The sequence below is a fragment of the uncultured Leifsonia sp. genome (assembly GCF_945957465.1).
Lineage (GTDB): Bacteria > Actinomycetota > Actinomycetes > Actinomycetales > Microbacteriaceae > Leifsonia.
On the sequence record NZ_CAMFLC010000003.1, the window covers coordinates 150223 to 166695 of the forward strand.

A 16473-nucleotide genomic window follows, 5' to 3' on the forward strand; every position below is an offset into this window, starting at 1 on the left:
GAACGATTCCGGGAGGAGCGGGTCCCGGCACCGGACGCCATCCGCTCGCTGCACAGCACACCGTAGGGCTGCTGCACGGTTCGGCGCAGATTCAAGGAGATTGATTGTGACGACCCAGGTAGTGATCCTCGCAGCGGGCATGGGCAGCCGTCTCGGCCGGAGCCTTCCGAAGCCGCTGACGGAGCTGAGCGACGGCCGCACCATCATGCAGCAGCAGTTCGACAACATCCATGCGGCGTTCGGCTCGGACGTCACGGTCACGATCGTCGTCGGCTACAAGCTGGAGCACATCATCGAGGCGTTCCCGGACGCGGAGTTCGTCTACAACGAGCAGTACGACCAGACCAACACGTCCAAGAGCCTGATGCGCGCCCTCCAGGCCTCCGGCCCCGGCGGCGTGCTCTGGATGAACGGCGACGTCGTCTTCGACCCCGCCGTCCTCGTGCGCGGCGCGGCGATGGTGGCCCGCGACCAGACCTTCGTGACGGTCAACACCTCGTCGGTCGCCGACGAGGAGGTCAAGTACACGACCGGCCCCGAGGGTTACATCCAGGAGTTGTCGAAGACCGTCAAGGGCGGCCTCGGCGAAGCGGTCGGCATCAACTACGTCTCCAGCGCCGACAAGACCGCCCTGCTGCGCCAGCTGCAGCGCGTCGGCGACCAGGACTACTTCGAGCGCGGCATCGAGCTGGCCATCGACCAGGACCGCATGCTGGTGGAGCCCGTCGACATCTCCGATCTGTATGCCGTCGAGGTGGACTTCCAGGAAGACCTGGAGCGCGCGAACCTCTTCGTCTAGTCGCCGGCGGTCACGGGTAGGGGCCGACGCGTCGGTGTGCTGCGAACGCGCAGCCTTCGATCAATACGATAGGTTCTCGTGACCAGTACCTCCGTCGACCTGCGCCCTGCGCAGCGAACCCGTTTCGCGCGGTACCGCCACTCCCTGTGGCTGCTGACGCGACGCGACCTCCGTGTCCGCTACTCGACCAGCGCGCTCGGGTACCTGTGGTCGATCCTCGATCCGCTCGTGATGAGCGCGATCTATTGGTTCGTCTTCACGGTCATCTTCCACCGCAGCGTCGGCGAGAACCCCTACATCGTCTTCCTCCTCGCGGCGCTGCTGCCCTGGATGTGGTTCAACGGCGCCGTCTCCGACAGCACACGAGCGTTCATCCGCGAGGCGAAGCTCATCCGGTCGACGATGATCCCCCGCACGATCTGGGTGAACCGGATCGTCGCCTCGAAAGGCATCGAGTTCCTGCTGTCGCTGCCGGTGCTGGCCATTTTCGCGATCGCCACGGGGGCGAAGGTCAACGTCGACATCCTGCTGTTCCCGCTCGCGATCCTGATCCAGATCGTGCTGACCGTCGGCGTCGGCCTCATCGTCGCACCGCTGGTGGTGTTCTTCCGCGACCTCGAGCGCGCAGCCAAACTGGCCCTGCGCTTCCTCTTCTACGCGTCGCCGATCATCTACAGCGCCCGCGATCTGCCCGGCGGCTGCGGAGCCGGGGTCGCGGCCAAGCACTGCGCGGCGTACGTGGCCGCGCATCCGGGAGCGCAGGCGGAGACGCTGTTCTCCCTGCACTTCTGGTCGGCGTTCAATCCGCTGACCGGAATCTTCAGCCTGTATCGGTCGGCCTTCTTCCCCGAGGAGCTGGACTGGTACCTGGTGATCGTGGCCGCGCTGATGTCCCTGATCCTCCTCGGCGTCGGCTGGCTGGTGTTCAAGCGCTTCGAGCGCGACATCCTGAAGGAGATCTAGGTGGCACCCGTCATCGACGTCGCCGGCCTCGGCGTGCGGTTCAAGCGCAACCGCGGCGCACGGCGGTCGTTCAAAGACCTGTTCGGTTCGCGCCAGCGGCGGTCGCGGCCCGACGACTTCTGGCCGCTGCGCAACGTGTCGTTCCGTGTCGAGCCCGGCGAGGCCATCGGGGTGGTGGGACGCAACGGCCAGGGCAAGTCGACGTTGCTCAAGCTCGTCGCGGGCGTGCTGTTGCCCGATGAGGGCACGGTGCGCGTCACGGAGGGCGTTGCTCCCCTGATCGAGATCACCGGAGGCTTCGTCGACGACCTCACGGTCCGCGACAACGTGTTCCTCACGGCGGGGCTGCACGGCATGACCAGGCAGCAGATCGAGGCCCGGTTCGACGAGATCATCGCGTTCGCCGAGATCGGCGACTTCGTCGACACTCCCTACAAGCATCTCTCCAGCGGTATGAAGGTGCGCATCGCATTCTCGGTGATCGCGCAGCTCGAGGAGCCCGTGCTGCTCGTCGACGAGGTGCTGGCGGTGGGCGACCGCTCCTTCCGCGAGAAGTGCTACGCGAAGATCGAGGAGCTGCTCGCCGGCGGCCGCACGATGTTCTTCGTGTCGCACAACGAGAAGGATCTGCGACGTTTCTGCGCCAGGGGGCTCTATCTCGACAAGGGCGCACTCGTCCTGGACGGCCCGATCGACGAGGTCCTCGACCTGTACAACAAGGACTACGGCAGCTAGATAACCGCTGGTCAGACGTGCTTTTCGGGGGGACGAGAACTCCTCCACAGAAAGAATCTCGGCGAGTTGTCCACGGATGGGGTCTCTAGGCCCGATTTCGGGGCTCGAGCGTCGGAGGGCGTGGCTAACTTGGGCCGCATGAAACACCTTCGGAACCTTCGCAGCCCCCTCGCCCCGCTCCGACCCCGGCGCCTCGCCTACCGGGTGCCCTGGACCATCGACCGCAGCGGTGCCCCGCACTTCCGAATCGTCAACTCCAGCTCCGACGAGTTGCGCGGGGTCACCGTGAGCATCGCGGGCAGCGCCTCCCTGCGGGTCAGTTCCCCCTCGTCCATCCGACCGGGCGAGGCGGTGCGCGCGAGCCTGTTCGGAGGCGACCCCGCCCGCGACACGCTCCTGGTCGTTCGCTGGTTCCCGCCCGACGGACACGAATACCTCTGGCAGGTGAGTTTCTGAGCTCTGGCAGCGGCGCCGCATGCTGCGCCGCCGCTGCCAGCATTTTCCGACGCCTCGACCTCAGGCACTCACGCCGACGTACCGAGCGCTCTGGTCCGGGAAGACGCAACCGGATAGTCATGAAGCATGAATCATTCGATGTCGCCCGCTGCAGCGCAGTTCGGGGAGAAAGTACGCAGCGTTCGGATCGAGCTCGGCCTCAGCCAGGAGAACATCGCCGAGCTCGCCCAGATGCACGTGACGAACTACGGCAAGATCGAGCGCGGGATCGCCAATCCCAGTCTGGTGACCATCCTTCGGATCGCCAGCGTCCTCGGAACGGACGTCGCCACCCTCACTGCCGGGCTCTCGCGCGACCATCTTCCCGTGGAGTTCGAGGTGCTCCCCGCGGCGGAGTTCCTTCGAGAGCGGGCTCGCCGTCTCTGAGCAGCAGATCGACTGCCGACCGGCACTGGAGGGCTTCGCACAGAGGCCTACACTCGGTAGGGATGGCCAAGCGACCCCAGCCCCTCGTCTCCGCGACCGGCGGACCGCCGCGCGGTGGGGACACCCCCCGCGCGGTCGACGCGACACTCGACCGCTTCCTCGGCATCCAACGTCCTGCCGTTCTCGCTCACCTGCGCAGCCTGCGCCGCCGGCACCCGAGCGCATCCGCAGCCGAACTCGCCGCGATCCTCGAGCGGCGCTATCTCGCCGCGGTCACCACCGGCGGCGCGGCCGTCGGTGCGACAGCCGTCATCCCGGCCATCGGCACCGGCATCACCCTCGCACTCTCCGGACTCGAGACGGCCGGCTTCCTCGAGGCGACGGCGCTCTACGCCCAGTCGCTCAGCGAGCTGCACGGCATCGCCGTGGACGACCCGGCGCGCGCCCGCGCACTCGTGCTCACGATGATGCTCGGACGGGAGGGCTCCGACCTCGTGCGCCAGCTGGCCGGGCAGATCACCGGCGCCGGCGTCACACGCACGGCCTATTGGGGCGAACTGGTCACGACCACTCTTCCCTCGATGGTCGTCGGGCCCCTGGTCGACCGGCTGAGGACCGTGTTCATCCGGCAGTTCGCGGTCCGCGGCGGCGCCTCGATCGTGGCCCGCGCCATCCCGTTCGGAATCGGCGCGGTGGTCGGCGGCACCGGCAACAACATCCTGGGGCGGCGCGTCGTCGCGAACTCGCGCCTGGCGTTCGGTCCGGTACCCTTCGTCATCCCCGAGGCCCTCACCCCGGCGGAAGGACCCGGCGCCCTCCACCGCCTCGGCAGCAGCACCGGCCGCCGCGTCGTCCGAGCCGGTACGGCGCTCGGCGCACTGCCAGGCCGGATCGTGCGCCGCGACAAGCATCCCCGGACGGAGGACGCTCCGGCCGCGATCGAGAACCGGCCGACGACGAATCCCGGCGGCCAGGAACCTGCTTAGACGATCGGCGGACGCCCCGCCAGCGCCATCCGTGCCACGGTCCGCCACCGGATCGGGCGACGCCGCCCCGGGTCGGCGGACCAGCCTTCGCGCCAGCCGCCGAACCACGCCCGGAGGATCTCGGGCTTGCGGAACCAGCGCAGAAGCTGGATGCCGGTCCACGATCCGACGTAGAGGGGAACCAGCACCGCCGGGAGGTTGCGGCGGGCGAGCCACACCCGGTTTCGGGCGTTGAGGCGGTAATAGTACGAGTGTCGGGTCGGCGACACGGCCGGGTGCTCGGCCACGAGGTCTCCCGCGTACCAGACGCGCTTGCCCTGGTCCCAGACGCGCCAGGCGAGCTCGATGCCCTCGTGCGCGTAGAAGAACGGATCGGCCCAGCCTCCCGCACGTTCGAAGACGCTCCGCGGCAGGACGATCACGGCCTCCAGGACCGAGAACACCGCCGAGGAGCGCTCGGGGTCGCCTTTGCGGATACGCGGGATCCACCGACGCGGCGACGGCCGGCCGTCGCGTGCGCGCAACCGCGGCTGGATCATCCCGACGGACGGGTCGGCGCGCAGCAGTGCGATGGCGTCGCACAGGAAGGTGGGCGAGGGGATGTCGGCATCGTCGTCGAGGAACAGGAGGTACTCCCCCTCGACCAGCGGCACGCCCTGATTGCGGCCCGCCGGGATCCCCAGGTTCTCCGAGAGGGCGAGTGCGCGCACGCCCGCGGGCAGCGCCGGCGCCGCCGTGGCGGGGTCCCAGCCGTTGCCCACGACCACGACGTCGGTCGTCACACCCTGCTGGCGCAAGACGGACTCCACGCCGCGTACGAGATCGTGCGGCCGGGTGCCCTGGGTGAGCACCACGACGCCGACCGTCGGGTCAGCCACGGACCCGCTTGGAGGTCATGATCGCGACGAAGTGCCCGATCGCGGCCAGCACCGAGAGCGGCACCAGCACCGAGAGCAGGATGCGGTCGGCGAGCGTCGCACCGATGAAGAGGCCCACGATCGAGAAGAGGAAGATCATGATCGTCAACTCGACCGAGTGGTACAGACGATGGAACGGAACGAACCGGGCGGCCCTGCGCAGGCGTGCGACCACGCCGTGGGTGGGGGCGTACGCGGCCCGGGTGTCGGCCAGCTTGGGCAGGCCGGCGTTGGCGCGGGCCACGCGGACCATGTCGTTGAGCGCCTTGTTGAGCACGATGACCAGCGCCAGGAGGGTGCCGAGGTTGGTCCACAGGAAGTCCTGCGGCGCCTCGAACGGATACCCGGCCGCGCGCACGCCCAGTGCGATCGCGATGAGCGTCTCGGTCGTGTAGTGCCCGACGTTGTCGAGGAAGATGCCCGCGGGAGACGACGTCTTGCGCCAGCGGGCGACCTCCCCGTCGCAGCAGTCGATGAGCATCTGCAGTTGCCCGAGCACCAGGGCCAGCGCCGCGCCCCCGATGCCCGGGATGAGCAGGCTGGCGGCGGTCGCCCAGCCGGTGAGGATCATCAGGCCGGTGACGCCGTTGGCCGAGATGGAGGTCTTGAGCAGGAACCAGGTGAGGTAGGGCGAGAGGTTGCGCAGGTACAGCGACGCCGTCCAGTGCTCGGCGTTGCGACGACCGCGCACCTCGGGCGGCTGCGCCACCGCCTTGAGCTCCGCGATCGACGACGGCCGCGCTCCGTGCGCAGCGGGTCCGGCTGCTGTCATGCCTACCTTCCGGTGTGTGCGGTGATGTTCCTGGTGAGGGAGAGGTATCCGAGGATGAACCCGATCCCCCAGCTGAAATGGATGCACGGCAAGACTACGAGCAACCACAGGAACGATGAAAAGCCATCGCGCCGTCCCCAGACCAGGGCCGATGCGATGACGATGAGCAGATACGCGACGGGGATCGCGAAGGCCCAGAGCAGCCACGGTGCGGCTCCGAGGGCGGCCTGCAGCACGCCGCCGAGCCCGAGCAGCACACCGAGTGCCACGCCGAGCACCATCACCGGAGGCGCGAAGTATCTCAGTCCGTTGGAGGCGGGGAACCGCCTGGCCAGCTCGCCGCGCCAGATTCCGGTGGAGAAGAACTGGCGCGCAAGCCGGTAGAGATTGGGGCGGGGCCGGTAGACCACGCGCAGCCGCGGCGTGAACCACACGGTGCCGCCGGCCTGGCGGATGCGGCGATTGAGCTCCCAATCCTGGCCGCGCTTGATCTCCTCGTCGAACAGGCCGACCTCCAACAGCCGTTCGCGGTCGAACACTCCGAGGTAGACCGTCTCCGCAGGTCCCGCGGCCCCTCCGACATGCAGCTTGGTGCCGCCGAGGCCGACCCGGCTGCCGTAGGCACGCGCGACGGCGCGCTCGAACGGGGTGGTCCCCTGGGCGTCCATCAGGCCGCCCACGTTGTCCGCGCCCGTCTCGAGGATGGTCTCGACGGCGATGCGCGCATAGTCGGGAGGGAGCACGCTGTGCGCGTCGACGCGGATGACGACCGGGTACTGCGACCGGCGGATCGCCAGGTTCAGTCCAGCGGGTGTCGAGCCGACCACGTTGTCGACGACGCGGATGCGCGCGTCGACGGAGGCCAGCTCGGCGACCAGTTCCGTGGTGCCGTCGATGCTGGGCCCCAGGGCGATCGTGACCTCGAACGGACCGGCGTAGTCCTGGGCCAGGAGGCTGTCCACGGCGGCCCGCACATGGGTCGCCTCGTTGAGGACGGGCATCACGTAGGACACACCGGGGAGGGTGTTCACGCTGTCGTCCGGCATCTGATCCATTCGTCGTTCGGGTCGGGCCGAGCTTACCAGCCGGGGACGCCCGATCCGGGGGCGGGGCGATCCGGTGAGCGCGCCTCTCCGTACTGCGGAAGGCCGCCCCGCGGGTGCGGGGCGGCCTTCCGGGCGGGCGTCGGTCGGCTCAGTTCGCGGGGAGCGAACCGAGCGTCACGGACGTGGTCTTGGTCTGCCCGTCGCGGATGTAGGTGACGTCGGCCTTGGAGCCGGCGGCCAGGGCCCGCACCTGCGCGGTCAGGTCGGTGGCGTCGGTGATCGGGAGGCCGTTGAAGTTGACGATGATGTCACCCGACTGCAGCCCGGCGCTCGCTGCGGCGCCACCGGAGGTCACATCCTTGATCTGCGCGCCGACCGTGGTCGCCTTGCTGGAGCTGCTGGCGTCGCTGACCGAGGCCCCGAGGAGCCCGTGGGTGGCGGAGCCGTCCTTGATCAGCTCGTCGGAGACGCGCTTGGCGAGGTTGGACGGGATCGAGAAGCCCACGCCGATGCTGCCGGACTGGCTGCCGCTGGAGCTGCTTCCGCCGGCGCTCGCGATGGCGACGTTGATGCCGATCAGCTCGCCCTTGCTGTCGAGCAGTGCGCCGCCCGAGTTGCCCGGGTTGATCGATGCGTCCGTCTGGATGACGGGCAGCGAGATCGTGCCCTGGTTGGAGTTCTGCTGCTGTTGCTGCTGCTGGCCCCCGCCCTGGTTCGGAAAGTCGAAGTTGAACGGGTTCTGCGAGCTCCCGCCGCCGTTGCCGTCGCTCGACTTCGGCACCGCGGAGGAGGCGATGCTGATCGATCGGTTGAGAGCGCTGACGATGCCGTCGGTGACGGTGCCGGACAGGCCCAGCGGAGCTCCGATGGCGACGGTGGTGTCCCCCACGTTGAGCTTGCTGGAGTCGCCCCACGTGATCGGGGTCATCCCGCTCGCCCCGTCGAGCTTGATGACGGCCAGGTCGGTGATCGGGTCGGTGCCGACAATCTTGGCGGTGTAGATCTTGCCGTTGTTGTCGGTCACGCTGATGCTGACGTCGGAGGCGGCGCCGTCGAGGGTGACCACATGCGTGTTCGTCAGGATGTACCCGTCGGACGAGAGCACGACGCCCGAACCGGTGCCGCCCTCGCTGGAGGCCGTGACCGAGATGGTCACGACGCTCGGCGACGCCTTGGCGGCGACCGCCGTCACGGTCGTGGCGTTGTTGGCGTCGTTGACGGTGATGTTCTGCGGACCGGAGACGGTCTTGATGGTGGCGTTGCTGCCGGTGGCCGAGTAGAGGCCTATGCCGGCACCCGCACCGGCGACCCCGCCGATGAGCGCACCGATGGCGAGCGTGGCGATGATCAGGCCCGTGTTGCGCTTGCGCGCCGGCTTCTCGGCGGTGGCCGTGCCGGGAGCTGTGGCATAGGGAGGCTGCGGGCCGCCGTGCTGCTGGCCGTACGGAGCCTGCGCGTAGGCGTTCGGCTGCCCGAAGGAGCCGTTGCCGTAGTTCGGCTGCGGAGCCGTGGGCTGGCCGTAGGGCTGCTGGGCGCCGGCCAGCGGGGTCGGCTGCGCCTGGTGAGCGTGCTGCGCTGCGGGAGGCTGCACTGAGGGCTGCGGGACGGTCGGCTGCTGCGCCGTCGGCTGCTGCGCCGTCGGCTGCTGAGCGGTGGGCTGCGATCCGGGGGCCGCGCCCTGGGCGGCCGGAGCGGTCCAGCCGTGGTCGGCTGACGGCGCCTGCGGCTGAGTCGGCTGAGCGGGCTGAGCCGCCTGCGGCTGAGCCGGCTGCGGCACTTCGGCAGCGGGCGAAGCGCTCTGCGCCGCGCCGGCATCCACGACCGCTTCGGTCTCGGCGTCGTGCTGGGGCTTCGCGGGTTCCGGGGTGATCGGGGTGTCGGTCATGGTGTGGTGCTCCTTCCAAGCACTAGACAGCTTGGGATGCCAACCTGAGCGTTCTATTTGCGGGTCCTGTGGGCGACCTTCCGCCTCCCGATGACTCTCCACAACGTACCGAATGGATGCGGTGAGAGGGAGACCCCCCGCCTGCCCTAGCCTGGGATCGACGGCCACGACGGGAGTGCGACGATGACGGTTTCGGGAGCCTGGCGGGCAGCAGCCCGCGGAGCGGGCCTGCTCGGCGCGGACGGCGCGGTGCGACCCACGATCTTCGCCGAGATGAGCGCCCTGGCCGTGCGCACGGGGGCGATCAACCTGGGGCAGGGCTTCCCCGACGAGGACGGGCCGGGTGCGGTCCTCGACGCGGCGGTCGCCGCCATCCGCGACGGGGTCAACCAGTATCCGCCCGGCATCGGCATCCCGTCGCTGCGCCAGGCCGTGGCCGACCACCAGCGTCGCTTCTACGGGCTCGAACCCGACCCCGACCGCGAGGTCCTGATCACGGCAGGCGCCACCGAAGCCATCGCGGCGACGCTCCTGGCGTTGCTCGAGCCGGGTGACGAGGTCGTCACCTTCGAGCCCTATTACGACGAGTACGGCGCCGTGATCGCCCTCGCCGGTGGCGTGCATCGCACGGTCCCGCTCGAGACGCCCGCCTTCCGGCCCGACCTGGACCGGCTGCGCAGCACGGTCACCGACCGGACACGCGTCATCCTGGTGAACACCCCGCACAACCCGACAGGCGCCGTGCTCGACCGCGAGACCCTCCAGGCCGTGGTCGAGCTCGCGGAGCGCCACGACGCGATCATCGTGACGGACGAGGTCTACGAGCACCTCACCTTCGGGCCGCCGCACATCCCGATCGCCACGCTCGAGGGCGCACGCGAGCGGACGGTGACGATCTCGTCCGGCGGCAAGACGTTCAATACGACGGGCTGGAAGGTCGGCTGGCTGACCGCGCCGGCCGAGCTCGTCACCGCGATCCTGGCCGTCAAGCAGTTCCTCACCTACGTGAACGGCGCGCCGTTCCAGCCGGCGATCGCCGCGGGGCTGGCCCTGCCCGACTCGTTCTTCACCGGGATCGCCGGCGCCCTCGCCCACAAACGCGACGTGCTTTCGGCCGGATTGCGCGCCGCCGGGTTCGGCGTGCATCCGACCGACGGAACCTATTTCGTCGTCGCCGACGCCGCACCGCTCGGCCACGCGGACGCGATGGAGTTCTGCCGCAGGCTCCCCGAGCTCGCGGGCGTCGTCGCGGTGCCGTTGGCGGCGTTCTGCCGCGACGACTACGCCCTCCGGACGGCGTCGCTGGTGCGCTTCGCCTTCTGCAAGCGGGTCGAGGTGCTCGAGGAGGCCGCGTCACGCCTCGCAGCCCTGCGCACCTGAGCCGGGCGCGGAAGCGGCTCAGTCGATCGGCTCCACCCGGTAACGTCGCAGTTGCAGCGCCGGGTTGCGCCTGCGCACCTCGGACACGCGCTCGGCGGACGCCTCGGCGACGGCGACACCGGTCGTCTCGCCCAGACCCGCGAGCACGACGCCCATCGGATCGACGACCATGCTGTGGCCCACCCCGATCGGAGGGGTGTGGTCCGCCGCGGCGACGTACAGGGTGTTCTCGATGGCACGGGCGGCGAGCAGCGTCGACCAGTGGTACTCCTTGAGCGGCCCGCGCACCCATTCCGCGGGAACCGCGACCAGCTCGGCGCCGGCGTCGGCCAGCCGGCGCGTCACCTCCGGGAACCGCAGGTCGTAACAGGTCTGCATGCCGACCCGGAGTCCGTCGACGGAGAAGGTCTCGGGCAGGGCGAGGTCGCCCGGAACGACCCAGTCCGACTCCGTGGATCCGAACGCGTCGTACAGGTGCTGCTTGCGATAGACGGCGAGCGTCGCGCCGTCCGGGCCCACCGCGACAAGGGTGTTGGCGAACTTGCCGCGGATCCCCGTCTGCTCCACCAGCCCGGCGATCGCGTAGACGCCGTGCTCGCGCGCCGCGGCCGCCAGCGACTGCACGAACTCGCCGTCGAGGGGCTCGGCGTTCCGGGCGAACGACGGACCGAGCGGATCGGTGAAGTAGGACGAGTACTCCGGGAAGACGACCAGGCGTGCCCCGCGTGCGGCTGCGACCGCGACCAGTCCCGCCACCACGTCGCGATTGTGCACGCGGTCGTCGCCCGGCGTGAACTGGGCGACGGCTACCGCGACCGCGCTCACGGCATTGCCTCCGCCCCGGGGACCGCCTCGGCGACCCGAGCCGGCGTCTCGAGCGGCAGGTGGAGGCTGATCGAGGTGCCGACGCCCTCGTCGCTCGCGATGTCGAGCCGGCCGCCATGGGCTGAGACGATCGCCTTGGTGATCGTCAGTCCGAGACCGACGCCCGGGACGGCGTTGCGCGTGGCCGTCGATGCCCGGAAGAACCGCTGAGAGAGCTGGCTCAACTCGACCGCGGGTATGCCGATGCCGGTGTCGGTCACGGCGACGACGGCTTCGTCGCCCTCTCGACGCAACGAGACCGTCACCGTGCCTCCCGCCGGGGTGAACTTCAGCGCGTTGGAGACGAGGTTGTCGACGGCCTGGCCGAGGCGGACCGCGTCTCCGCGCACGGCGAGCGGCTCGTCGGGCACGTCCACCTCCAGAGCCACGCCGGCCGCGGCCGCCACCGGCGTCGCCGACTCGACCGAGGCCTGGACGACCGCGCGCAGCTCCGCGTCCGTGATGTCGATCGGGAACCTCCCCGACTCGACCTGCGCCGTGAAGAGGAGGTCGCCGACGAGCCGCAGCAGCCGGTGGGCGTTGCGCTCTGCGACGCCGAGGTACTGGAGCTGCTCGTCGGAGAGGGGCGACTCCTCGTCCTCGCGCATCAGCTCCAGGTAGCCGAGGATCGAACTGAGCGGGGTGCGCAGCTCGTGGGAGATCAGCCCGACGAACTCGTCCTTCAACCGAGCGAACTCGCGGGCCTGCGTCATGTCGGTGGCGACGAAGATGAAGCCGACCCGGTGACCGTTCTCGTCGATGCGCGGGGTCGCGGCCACCTGAACGGGAACATGCTTGCCGTCGGCACGAACATAGGTCCAGTCCCGGACGTCCGCGTAGCCGGCACGCACCGTGTCGACGAGGGCCGAGAAGTCGTCGGCGCTGGTGACCGTGGTGAAGCGCGCGTCCATGTCGCGCAGCCGCTGCTCCAGTTCGCTGACCAGGTGGAACTCGATCACGCGACGGTCGTGGCCGACGACCTGCTTCTCGGTCAGCCCGAGCATCTTCTCGGCGCCCGGGTTCCAGACATCGATGACGCCGTCCAGGTCGGTCCCGATCACCGACTGCTCCGTCACGGCGTTCCAGATGCTCTGGATCAGACGGTTGGCGGTCTTGAGGCGCGCTTCGTTGAGCACGAGCTCGTCCTGGGTGCGCACGGCCTGCTCGAGGAGCTCCTCGCGCTGAGCCGCCACCGCACGGGATGCCGCGAGCTGCACGCGCGACCGGTGGGCGATCTCGTTGACCACGGCGGCCACGATCAGATAGATGACCGGGGAGAAGAAGGCCCGGAGCAGATCCGCCGGGGTCGTGCCGGCATGATCGACCAGGATCGGGCCGATGAGCACGACGAAGATGCCCGCCGCGGCGACGGCGATGTTGCGCCGGCCCTCCTCCGTGGCGATCCAGACGAACGGCAGCAGCAGGATGACCCCGACGGCCGAGGTGGAACCCCCTGTGCCGATGCGCATCAACCCGATCGACAGCATCGCGACCAGCGGGACGCCGACCGTCCAGCGACCATCGATGCGACTCCACGGCACGAGCAGCGAGAGCAGCAGCGCTCCGAGCATCACCGCGCTCGCACCGACGATGAACACGGGAAGATGCGCGCTCACGACGCTGGGGATGAAGGTCAGGCCGAGTGCGATCACGAAGCCGACGAGCGTCGGCACGAGCTTCAGGAAGACGGACGGGGAATCGAGCGGGAGCCGGCCCAGCCAACGATCGAGGGTCATGCGGGCTCTCCCAGGCCGAGCATCGCCCGGATGCGCTCGGACAGAGCGCGCGGGCTGAACGGTTTGATGATGAAGCTGTCGGACCGGTCCGCGACGACACCGTGATCGGTGAGCAGCTGCACCGAGGCGGACACCATCAGGATGAGCGTCCCCTTGGTCGCCTCGTCGCCGCGGATCGCCTCGGCGACCTCGACCCCGTTGAGCCCCGGCATGGAGATGTCGAGCACGGCGAGGTCGATACCGCCCGCGGCGACCGCCTCGAGCGCCGAGCGCCCGTTGTCGACGGCCGCGGCGATCTCGACGCCGGCCCGGTTGGCCGCGATCACCATGAGACGGCGGATGTCGTCGTCGTCGTCCGCGATGACGATGCGCTTGAGGTCGGTCACGAGAAGAACACCACCCGCACCACGACGACCGCTGCGATGACGACGAGGGCGATCCCGCCGTAGACCGGCAGGCGGAGCTCCCAGCGCCGGTTGCGGTCGATCTCCCGCTGGAGCTCCTCGCGCTGGGCGCGGGTGAGGTCGACGGGGCTCATTGCCGCTCCTCCCGTTCCATCGCATCCACAGCGTCGAGCACGGCCGTCACCCGGTCGTAGCGGCCGACGTCGGCCGCGTCATGACTGTCGGTGGACGCCACGATACGCGCTCCGGCGGCTCGGAGGGCGACGACGGCCTCCGGGCCGGGACACGCCCACTTCTCGTTGACTTCGACGAGCGTCCCCGTGGCCGCGGCAGCGGCCGCCCAGGCGGCGAGTCGGTCGGGACCGAGCTGCTCTTCTGCGAGCCCCACCTTGGGGAGGATGGAGAACCAGTGGGCGAGCTGTGCGTGCCTGGTGCGCTCCATCGCCCGGATACTGGCCTCGATCAGCAGGTCGAGCGCATCGTCCGCCGACAGTCCCTCGGCGATCCTCCGCCGCGTCTCATCGGGCGACCACGGCCCGTCGGTTCCGGGGAACTGGTGGTCGCCGATGACGATCGCGTCGACTCCGGCCGCACCGACGGTGAGGCCCGCCGGGACGTCGACCGCGCCGGAGGCGTCGAGGAGTTTGGCCTCCACGCCGGTGAGCACGGTCAGGCCGTCCGGCACGGGCTCTGCCGCCACCGCTGCGAGGAACTCCGGCACCCACGTGGTGGAGGCGCGCACGTGGTCGGTGAGACGCAGTTCGGTGAGGCCGGCCGCCGACGCGGCGGCGATGTTCTGGCCGAGTGTGCTCCTGGCGTCGTCCGAGAAGGAGGAGTGCACGTGGAAGTCGCCGCGCAACAGCGCGCGCAGGCGTTCGGTCACTCCCCCGGTCCCTCCGCGTGGGCGGCGTTCTCGGAGACGAGCACGTCGGCGGGGTCCAGGAACACGTCTTCGAGGAAGCGCACGTTGGCGAGCTCGGAGAAGTCGACGGCCGAGGGCACCGGTCGTCCCAGCACCAGGTCGAGCAGCAGCGACGGCATGTCGACTCCCGCGGCGATCGTCAGCGGCATCGCGCCGGGGAATCGCGGGTTGACCTCCAGCAGTGCGGGCACGCCCTCGCTGCTGTAGCGCAGCTGGACATTGGCGACGCCGGTCAGGCCGATCGCCTCGGCGACAGCGGATGCGGTCTGCGAGAGCTCGTCCCTGCGCACGGTGCGTCCCGCGATCGAGACGCCCGAGTCGACGCGCTCGCGCGAGCGCGGCACGGCCGCGATCACCGAGCCGTCGAGTCCGGCGAGGACGTCGACGGAGAACTCCTCGCCGGGGAGGTTCTCCTGGATGAGGGTGCCGGTGTCCTCCCCCAGCGCCTCCAGCGCGGCGCGATCGGCGATCAGGCGCACTCCGCGCGAACCGGCGCCGCTGCGCGGCTTGACGATCACCGGGAACACCCACTCGGCGCCGATGCCGTCACGGTCGAGCAGCCGGGTCTCCGGGATCCTCGCCTTGCCCGTGACCGCCTGCGCGAGCCGGTACTTGTCGAGGCAGGTCACCAGCGTCTCGTGGCTCGGGGCCGCGAGCGCGGTCCCGACGGCGGCCAGGTCGTCGCGGCGGGCGGCCAGCCCGGGCAGTTCGACATCGACCGTCGAGAACAGCACGTCGACGCCGTCGGCAGCGCAGAGGGCGATCACGTCGTCCACGAACGAGGGCACGCGTCCCGGAGGCACGATGCGCCGGTCGGTCTCCGGAACGAGATAGAGACCGCTCGCCCAACCGTCCATGTCGGCCGCCATGACCTCCACGTCGTCGCGCTTGAGCAGTGAGCGGATGACGGCGATCCCCGCCGGTCCGCCCGCTCCCGTGACAAGGACGCGGGTGCGCGATGCGGTCATTCCTGGTTCCTCCGGATTCGGGCGTCGGTCTGGATGGCGGAGGCCGGGACGGAGATGTCCGCGGTGTCGCGCATCACCTCCAGCGGCTCGCAGTTCGTGCCGCCCCCGAACCGCGACCAGTAGCGGGCGGTGGCGAGGACGAAGTCGTGGTCGAGGTACGAGCGCACCTCCGTCTGAGAGCGGAAGCAGTCGATCAGGCGCAGCTTCGCGTCGGTGAAGCCGTCGATCGGCACGAACCGGGTCGGCCGGAAGTCGATGGTCGCCGACGGGCTCTGGAAGCAGCACACGGTGCGCACGTTGCGGGTCGCGACGCTGACCGCCGCGTGCACGGCCCGATGATCCTGGTGCCGGTCGTGGGCGGAGTGCGTGTAGACGATGTCCGGATGCACCTCGGCGACGACCCGCTCGATGATGCTCACCGTCGGATCCGCGGCCGAGATGCGGGTGTCTTCGAGGTCTTCGAGGAAGAGCCGGGCGCCCAGCAGTTCCGCGGCGGCGAGGGACTCATGCTGCCGGTCGTCGGCGTCGCCGCCCCTGGCACCTCGCGAGAGGGTCAGGATGACGACCTGGTTGCCCGCGTCGCGGTGCGCGGAGAGGATGCCGCCGACGCCGATCTCGACGTCGTCCGGGTGGGCGCCGATGGCGAGGACCACCTGCTGCTGGCTCGCCGCCCGCTTGGTGCGCCCCTCTTCGGCCAGCCGGTTCACGATCGAGACGAGCTCCGAGGAGGCGATCGGCTTGGTGAGGAATTCGTCGGCCTGGGCGCGCAGCGCGGAGACCGCATAGTCGACCGACACGTGCGCCGTCATGACGACGACGGGCAGGCCTGGATGCCGGCTGCGCACCTCCCGCAGCAGGTCGATGCCGGAGATGCCGGGCATCTCGATGTCGGTGATGACGACATCGGGGTCGAACGAGGCGATGGTGTCCGGGGCGATCGACGGATCCGTGACCGCGACGACCTGCGCGTCCGCGCGCTTCTCGAGCACGGTCTTCATGTAGAAGGCGACGTCGGGGTCGTCCTCGATCACGCACACGCGGTACTTCTGGGAATTCGCCATACGTACTCTCCTGGGTCCTGGCACGACTCTAGTGGGACGAGCGGTCTAGTCACCCCGGACGCGCCCGGGCCGACAACGGATTTCACAGCGCACGACGACCGTGCTAGAGTCATTTCTTGTGCCGCGGGGTGGAGCAGCTCGGTAGCTCGCTGG

18 protein-coding genes are annotated in these 16473 nt (G+C 69.7%); 7 read left to right on the top strand and 11 right to left on the bottom strand.

Translation table 11 applies throughout. The features are described 5' to 3' along the window. Nucleotides 1-106 precede the first annotated feature (106 nt). The 6 genes from Q0Q23_RS03005 to Q0Q23_RS03030 all read left to right on the top strand — a co-directional run bounded on the left by Q0Q23_RS03005 (nt 107) and on the right by Q0Q23_RS03030 (nt 4365). Nucleotides 107-799 carry a phosphocholine cytidylyltransferase family protein gene (locus Q0Q23_RS03005; RefSeq protein ID WP_295119055.1) on the top strand — a complete coding sequence of 231 codons (693 nt, stop codon included), beginning with the start codon at nt 107-109 and terminating at the stop codon, nt 797-799. 99 nt (nt 800-898) lie between these two features. Continuing rightward, nucleotides 899-1762: an ABC transporter permease gene (locus Q0Q23_RS03010; RefSeq protein WP_295119136.1), complete on the top strand. Its 864-nt coding sequence runs from the start codon at nt 899-901 to the stop codon at nt 1760-1762. Next, entirely contained in the window at nt 1763-2497 is a 735-nt protein-coding gene (locus tag Q0Q23_RS03015) for an ABC transporter ATP-binding protein (RefSeq protein ID WP_295119058.1), read from the top strand. 138 nt (nt 2498-2635) lie between these two features. Beyond that, on the top strand, nt 2636-2953 hold the full coding sequence (locus tag Q0Q23_RS03020; RefSeq protein WP_295119061.1) for a hypothetical protein: 318 nt from the start codon (nt 2636-2638) through the stop codon (nt 2951-2953). A gap of 126 nt (nt 2954-3079) precedes the next feature. Beyond that, nucleotides 3080-3379, top strand: a complete 300-nt coding sequence (locus Q0Q23_RS03025) for a helix-turn-helix domain-containing protein (RefSeq protein ID WP_295119064.1) — start codon at nt 3080-3082, stop codon at nt 3377-3379. A 62-nt stretch (nt 3380-3441) separates the two neighbouring features. After that, complete coding sequence (locus tag Q0Q23_RS03030) at nt 3442-4365, top strand: hypothetical protein (RefSeq protein WP_295119067.1); 924 nt, start codon at nt 3442-3444, stop codon at nt 4363-4365. Here Q0Q23_RS03030 and Q0Q23_RS03035 read toward each other — a convergent pair. The 4 genes from Q0Q23_RS03035 to Q0Q23_RS03050 all read right to left on the bottom strand — a co-directional run bounded on the left by Q0Q23_RS03035 (nt 4362) and on the right by Q0Q23_RS03050 (nt 8985). Beyond that, entirely contained in the window at nt 4362-5243 is an 882-nt protein-coding gene (locus Q0Q23_RS03035) for a glycosyltransferase family 2 protein (RefSeq protein WP_295119070.1), read from the bottom strand. The two genes, Q0Q23_RS03030 and Q0Q23_RS03035, sit on opposite strands and share 4 nt — an antisense overlap. After that, complete coding sequence (locus tag Q0Q23_RS03040; RefSeq protein WP_295119073.1) at nt 5236-6054, bottom strand: CDP-alcohol phosphatidyltransferase family protein; 819 nt, start codon at nt 6052-6054, stop codon at nt 5236-5238. The genes Q0Q23_RS03035 and Q0Q23_RS03040 overlap by 8 nt, the downstream gene beginning before the upstream one ends. 2 nt (nt 6055-6056) lie before the next feature. Then, entirely contained in the window at nt 6057-7100 is a 1044-nt protein-coding gene (locus tag Q0Q23_RS03045) for a glycosyltransferase family 2 protein (protein WP_295119075.1), read from the bottom strand. 148 nt (nt 7101-7248) lie between these two features. Continuing rightward, entirely contained in the window at nt 7249-8985 is a 1737-nt protein-coding gene (locus tag Q0Q23_RS03050; protein ID WP_295119077.1) for a S1C family serine protease, read from the bottom strand. Between the two features lie 183 nt (nt 8986-9168). Between Q0Q23_RS03050 and Q0Q23_RS03055 the strand changes: the two genes are divergently transcribed. Continuing rightward, nucleotides 9169-10365: a pyridoxal phosphate-dependent aminotransferase gene (locus tag Q0Q23_RS03055; protein WP_295119080.1), complete on the top strand. Its 1197-nt coding sequence runs from the start codon at nt 9169-9171 to the stop codon at nt 10363-10365. An 18-nt stretch (nt 10366-10383) separates the two neighbouring features. Here the strand turns inward: Q0Q23_RS03055 and Q0Q23_RS03060 are convergent, their stop codons facing one another. The 7 genes from Q0Q23_RS03060 to Q0Q23_RS03090 are packed head-to-tail and all read right to left on the bottom strand — an operon-like array spanning nt 10384 to nt 16320. Next, a complete protein-coding gene (locus tag Q0Q23_RS03060) occupies nt 10384-11190 on the bottom strand; it encodes a carbon-nitrogen hydrolase family protein (RefSeq protein WP_295119084.1) in 807 nt (268 codons plus the stop codon). Further along, nucleotides 11187-12965 (bottom strand): cell wall metabolism sensor histidine kinase WalK, encoded by a 1779-nt coding sequence (locus Q0Q23_RS03065; protein ID WP_295119092.1) that lies wholly within the window; start codon nt 12963-12965, stop codon nt 11187-11189. The genes Q0Q23_RS03060 and Q0Q23_RS03065 overlap by 4 nt, the downstream gene beginning before the upstream one ends. After that, the gene (locus Q0Q23_RS03070; RefSeq protein WP_295119095.1) at nt 12962-13351 is read right to left on the bottom strand and encodes a response regulator; all 390 of its coding nucleotides are present in this window, start codon (nt 13349-13351) and stop codon (nt 12962-12964) included. The genes Q0Q23_RS03065 and Q0Q23_RS03070 overlap by 4 nt, the downstream gene beginning before the upstream one ends. Further along, entirely contained in the window at nt 13348-13503 is a 156-nt protein-coding gene (locus tag Q0Q23_RS03075) for a hypothetical protein (RefSeq protein WP_295119098.1), read from the bottom strand. The genes Q0Q23_RS03070 and Q0Q23_RS03075 overlap by 4 nt, the downstream gene beginning before the upstream one ends. Then, nucleotides 13500-14252 (bottom strand): PHP domain-containing protein, encoded by a 753-nt coding sequence (locus tag Q0Q23_RS03080; RefSeq protein ID WP_295119101.1) that lies wholly within the window; start codon nt 14250-14252, stop codon nt 13500-13502. The genes Q0Q23_RS03075 and Q0Q23_RS03080 overlap by 4 nt, the downstream gene beginning before the upstream one ends. Then, nucleotides 14249-15259 (bottom strand): ATP-grasp domain-containing protein, encoded by a 1011-nt coding sequence (locus Q0Q23_RS03085; RefSeq protein WP_295119104.1) that lies wholly within the window; start codon nt 15257-15259, stop codon nt 14249-14251. The genes Q0Q23_RS03080 and Q0Q23_RS03085 overlap by 4 nt, the downstream gene beginning before the upstream one ends. Further along, nucleotides 15256-16320: a response regulator gene (locus tag Q0Q23_RS03090; RefSeq protein WP_295119107.1), complete on the bottom strand. Its 1065-nt coding sequence runs from the start codon at nt 16318-16320 to the stop codon at nt 15256-15258. The genes Q0Q23_RS03085 and Q0Q23_RS03090 overlap by 4 nt, the downstream gene beginning before the upstream one ends. Nucleotides 16321-16473 lie beyond the last annotated feature (153 nt).

Coding starts and splice junctions, on each gene's coding strand:
- Q0Q23_RS03030 (WP_295119067.1), top strand. CDS start 3,442: ATGGCCAAGCGACCCCAGCCCCTCGTCTCCGCGACCGGCGGACCGCCG.
- Q0Q23_RS03055 (WP_295119080.1), top strand. CDS start 9,169: ATGACGGTTTCGGGAGCCTGGCGGGCAGCAGCCCGCGGAGCGGGCCTG.
- Q0Q23_RS03025 (WP_295119064.1), top strand. CDS start 3,080: ATGAATCATTCGATGTCGCCCGCTGCAGCGCAGTTCGGGGAGAAAGTA.
- Q0Q23_RS03040 (WP_295119073.1), bottom strand. CDS start 6,054: ATGACAGCAGCCGGACCCGCTGCGCACGGAGCGCGGCCGTCGTCGATC.
- Q0Q23_RS03045 (WP_295119075.1), bottom strand. CDS start 7,100: ATGCCGGACGACAGCGTGAACACCCTCCCCGGTGTGTCCTACGTGATG.
- Q0Q23_RS03090 (WP_295119107.1), bottom strand. CDS start 16,320: ATGGCGAATTCCCAGAAGTACCGCGTGTGCGTGATCGAGGACGACCCC.
- Q0Q23_RS03075 (WP_295119098.1), bottom strand. CDS start 13,503: ATGAGCCCCGTCGACCTCACCCGCGCCCAGCGCGAGGAGCTCCAGCGG.
- Q0Q23_RS03085 (WP_295119104.1), bottom strand. CDS start 15,259: ATGACCGCATCGCGCACCCGCGTCCTTGTCACGGGAGCGGGCGGACCG.
- Q0Q23_RS03020 (WP_295119061.1), top strand. CDS start 2,636: ATGAAACACCTTCGGAACCTTCGCAGCCCCCTCGCCCCGCTCCGACCC.
- Q0Q23_RS03050 (WP_295119077.1), bottom strand. CDS start 8,985: ATGACCGACACCCCGATCACCCCGGAACCCGCGAAGCCCCAGCACGAC.
- Q0Q23_RS03065 (WP_295119092.1), bottom strand. CDS start 12,965: ATGACCCTCGATCGTTGGCTGGGCCGGCTCCCGCTCGATTCCCCGTCC.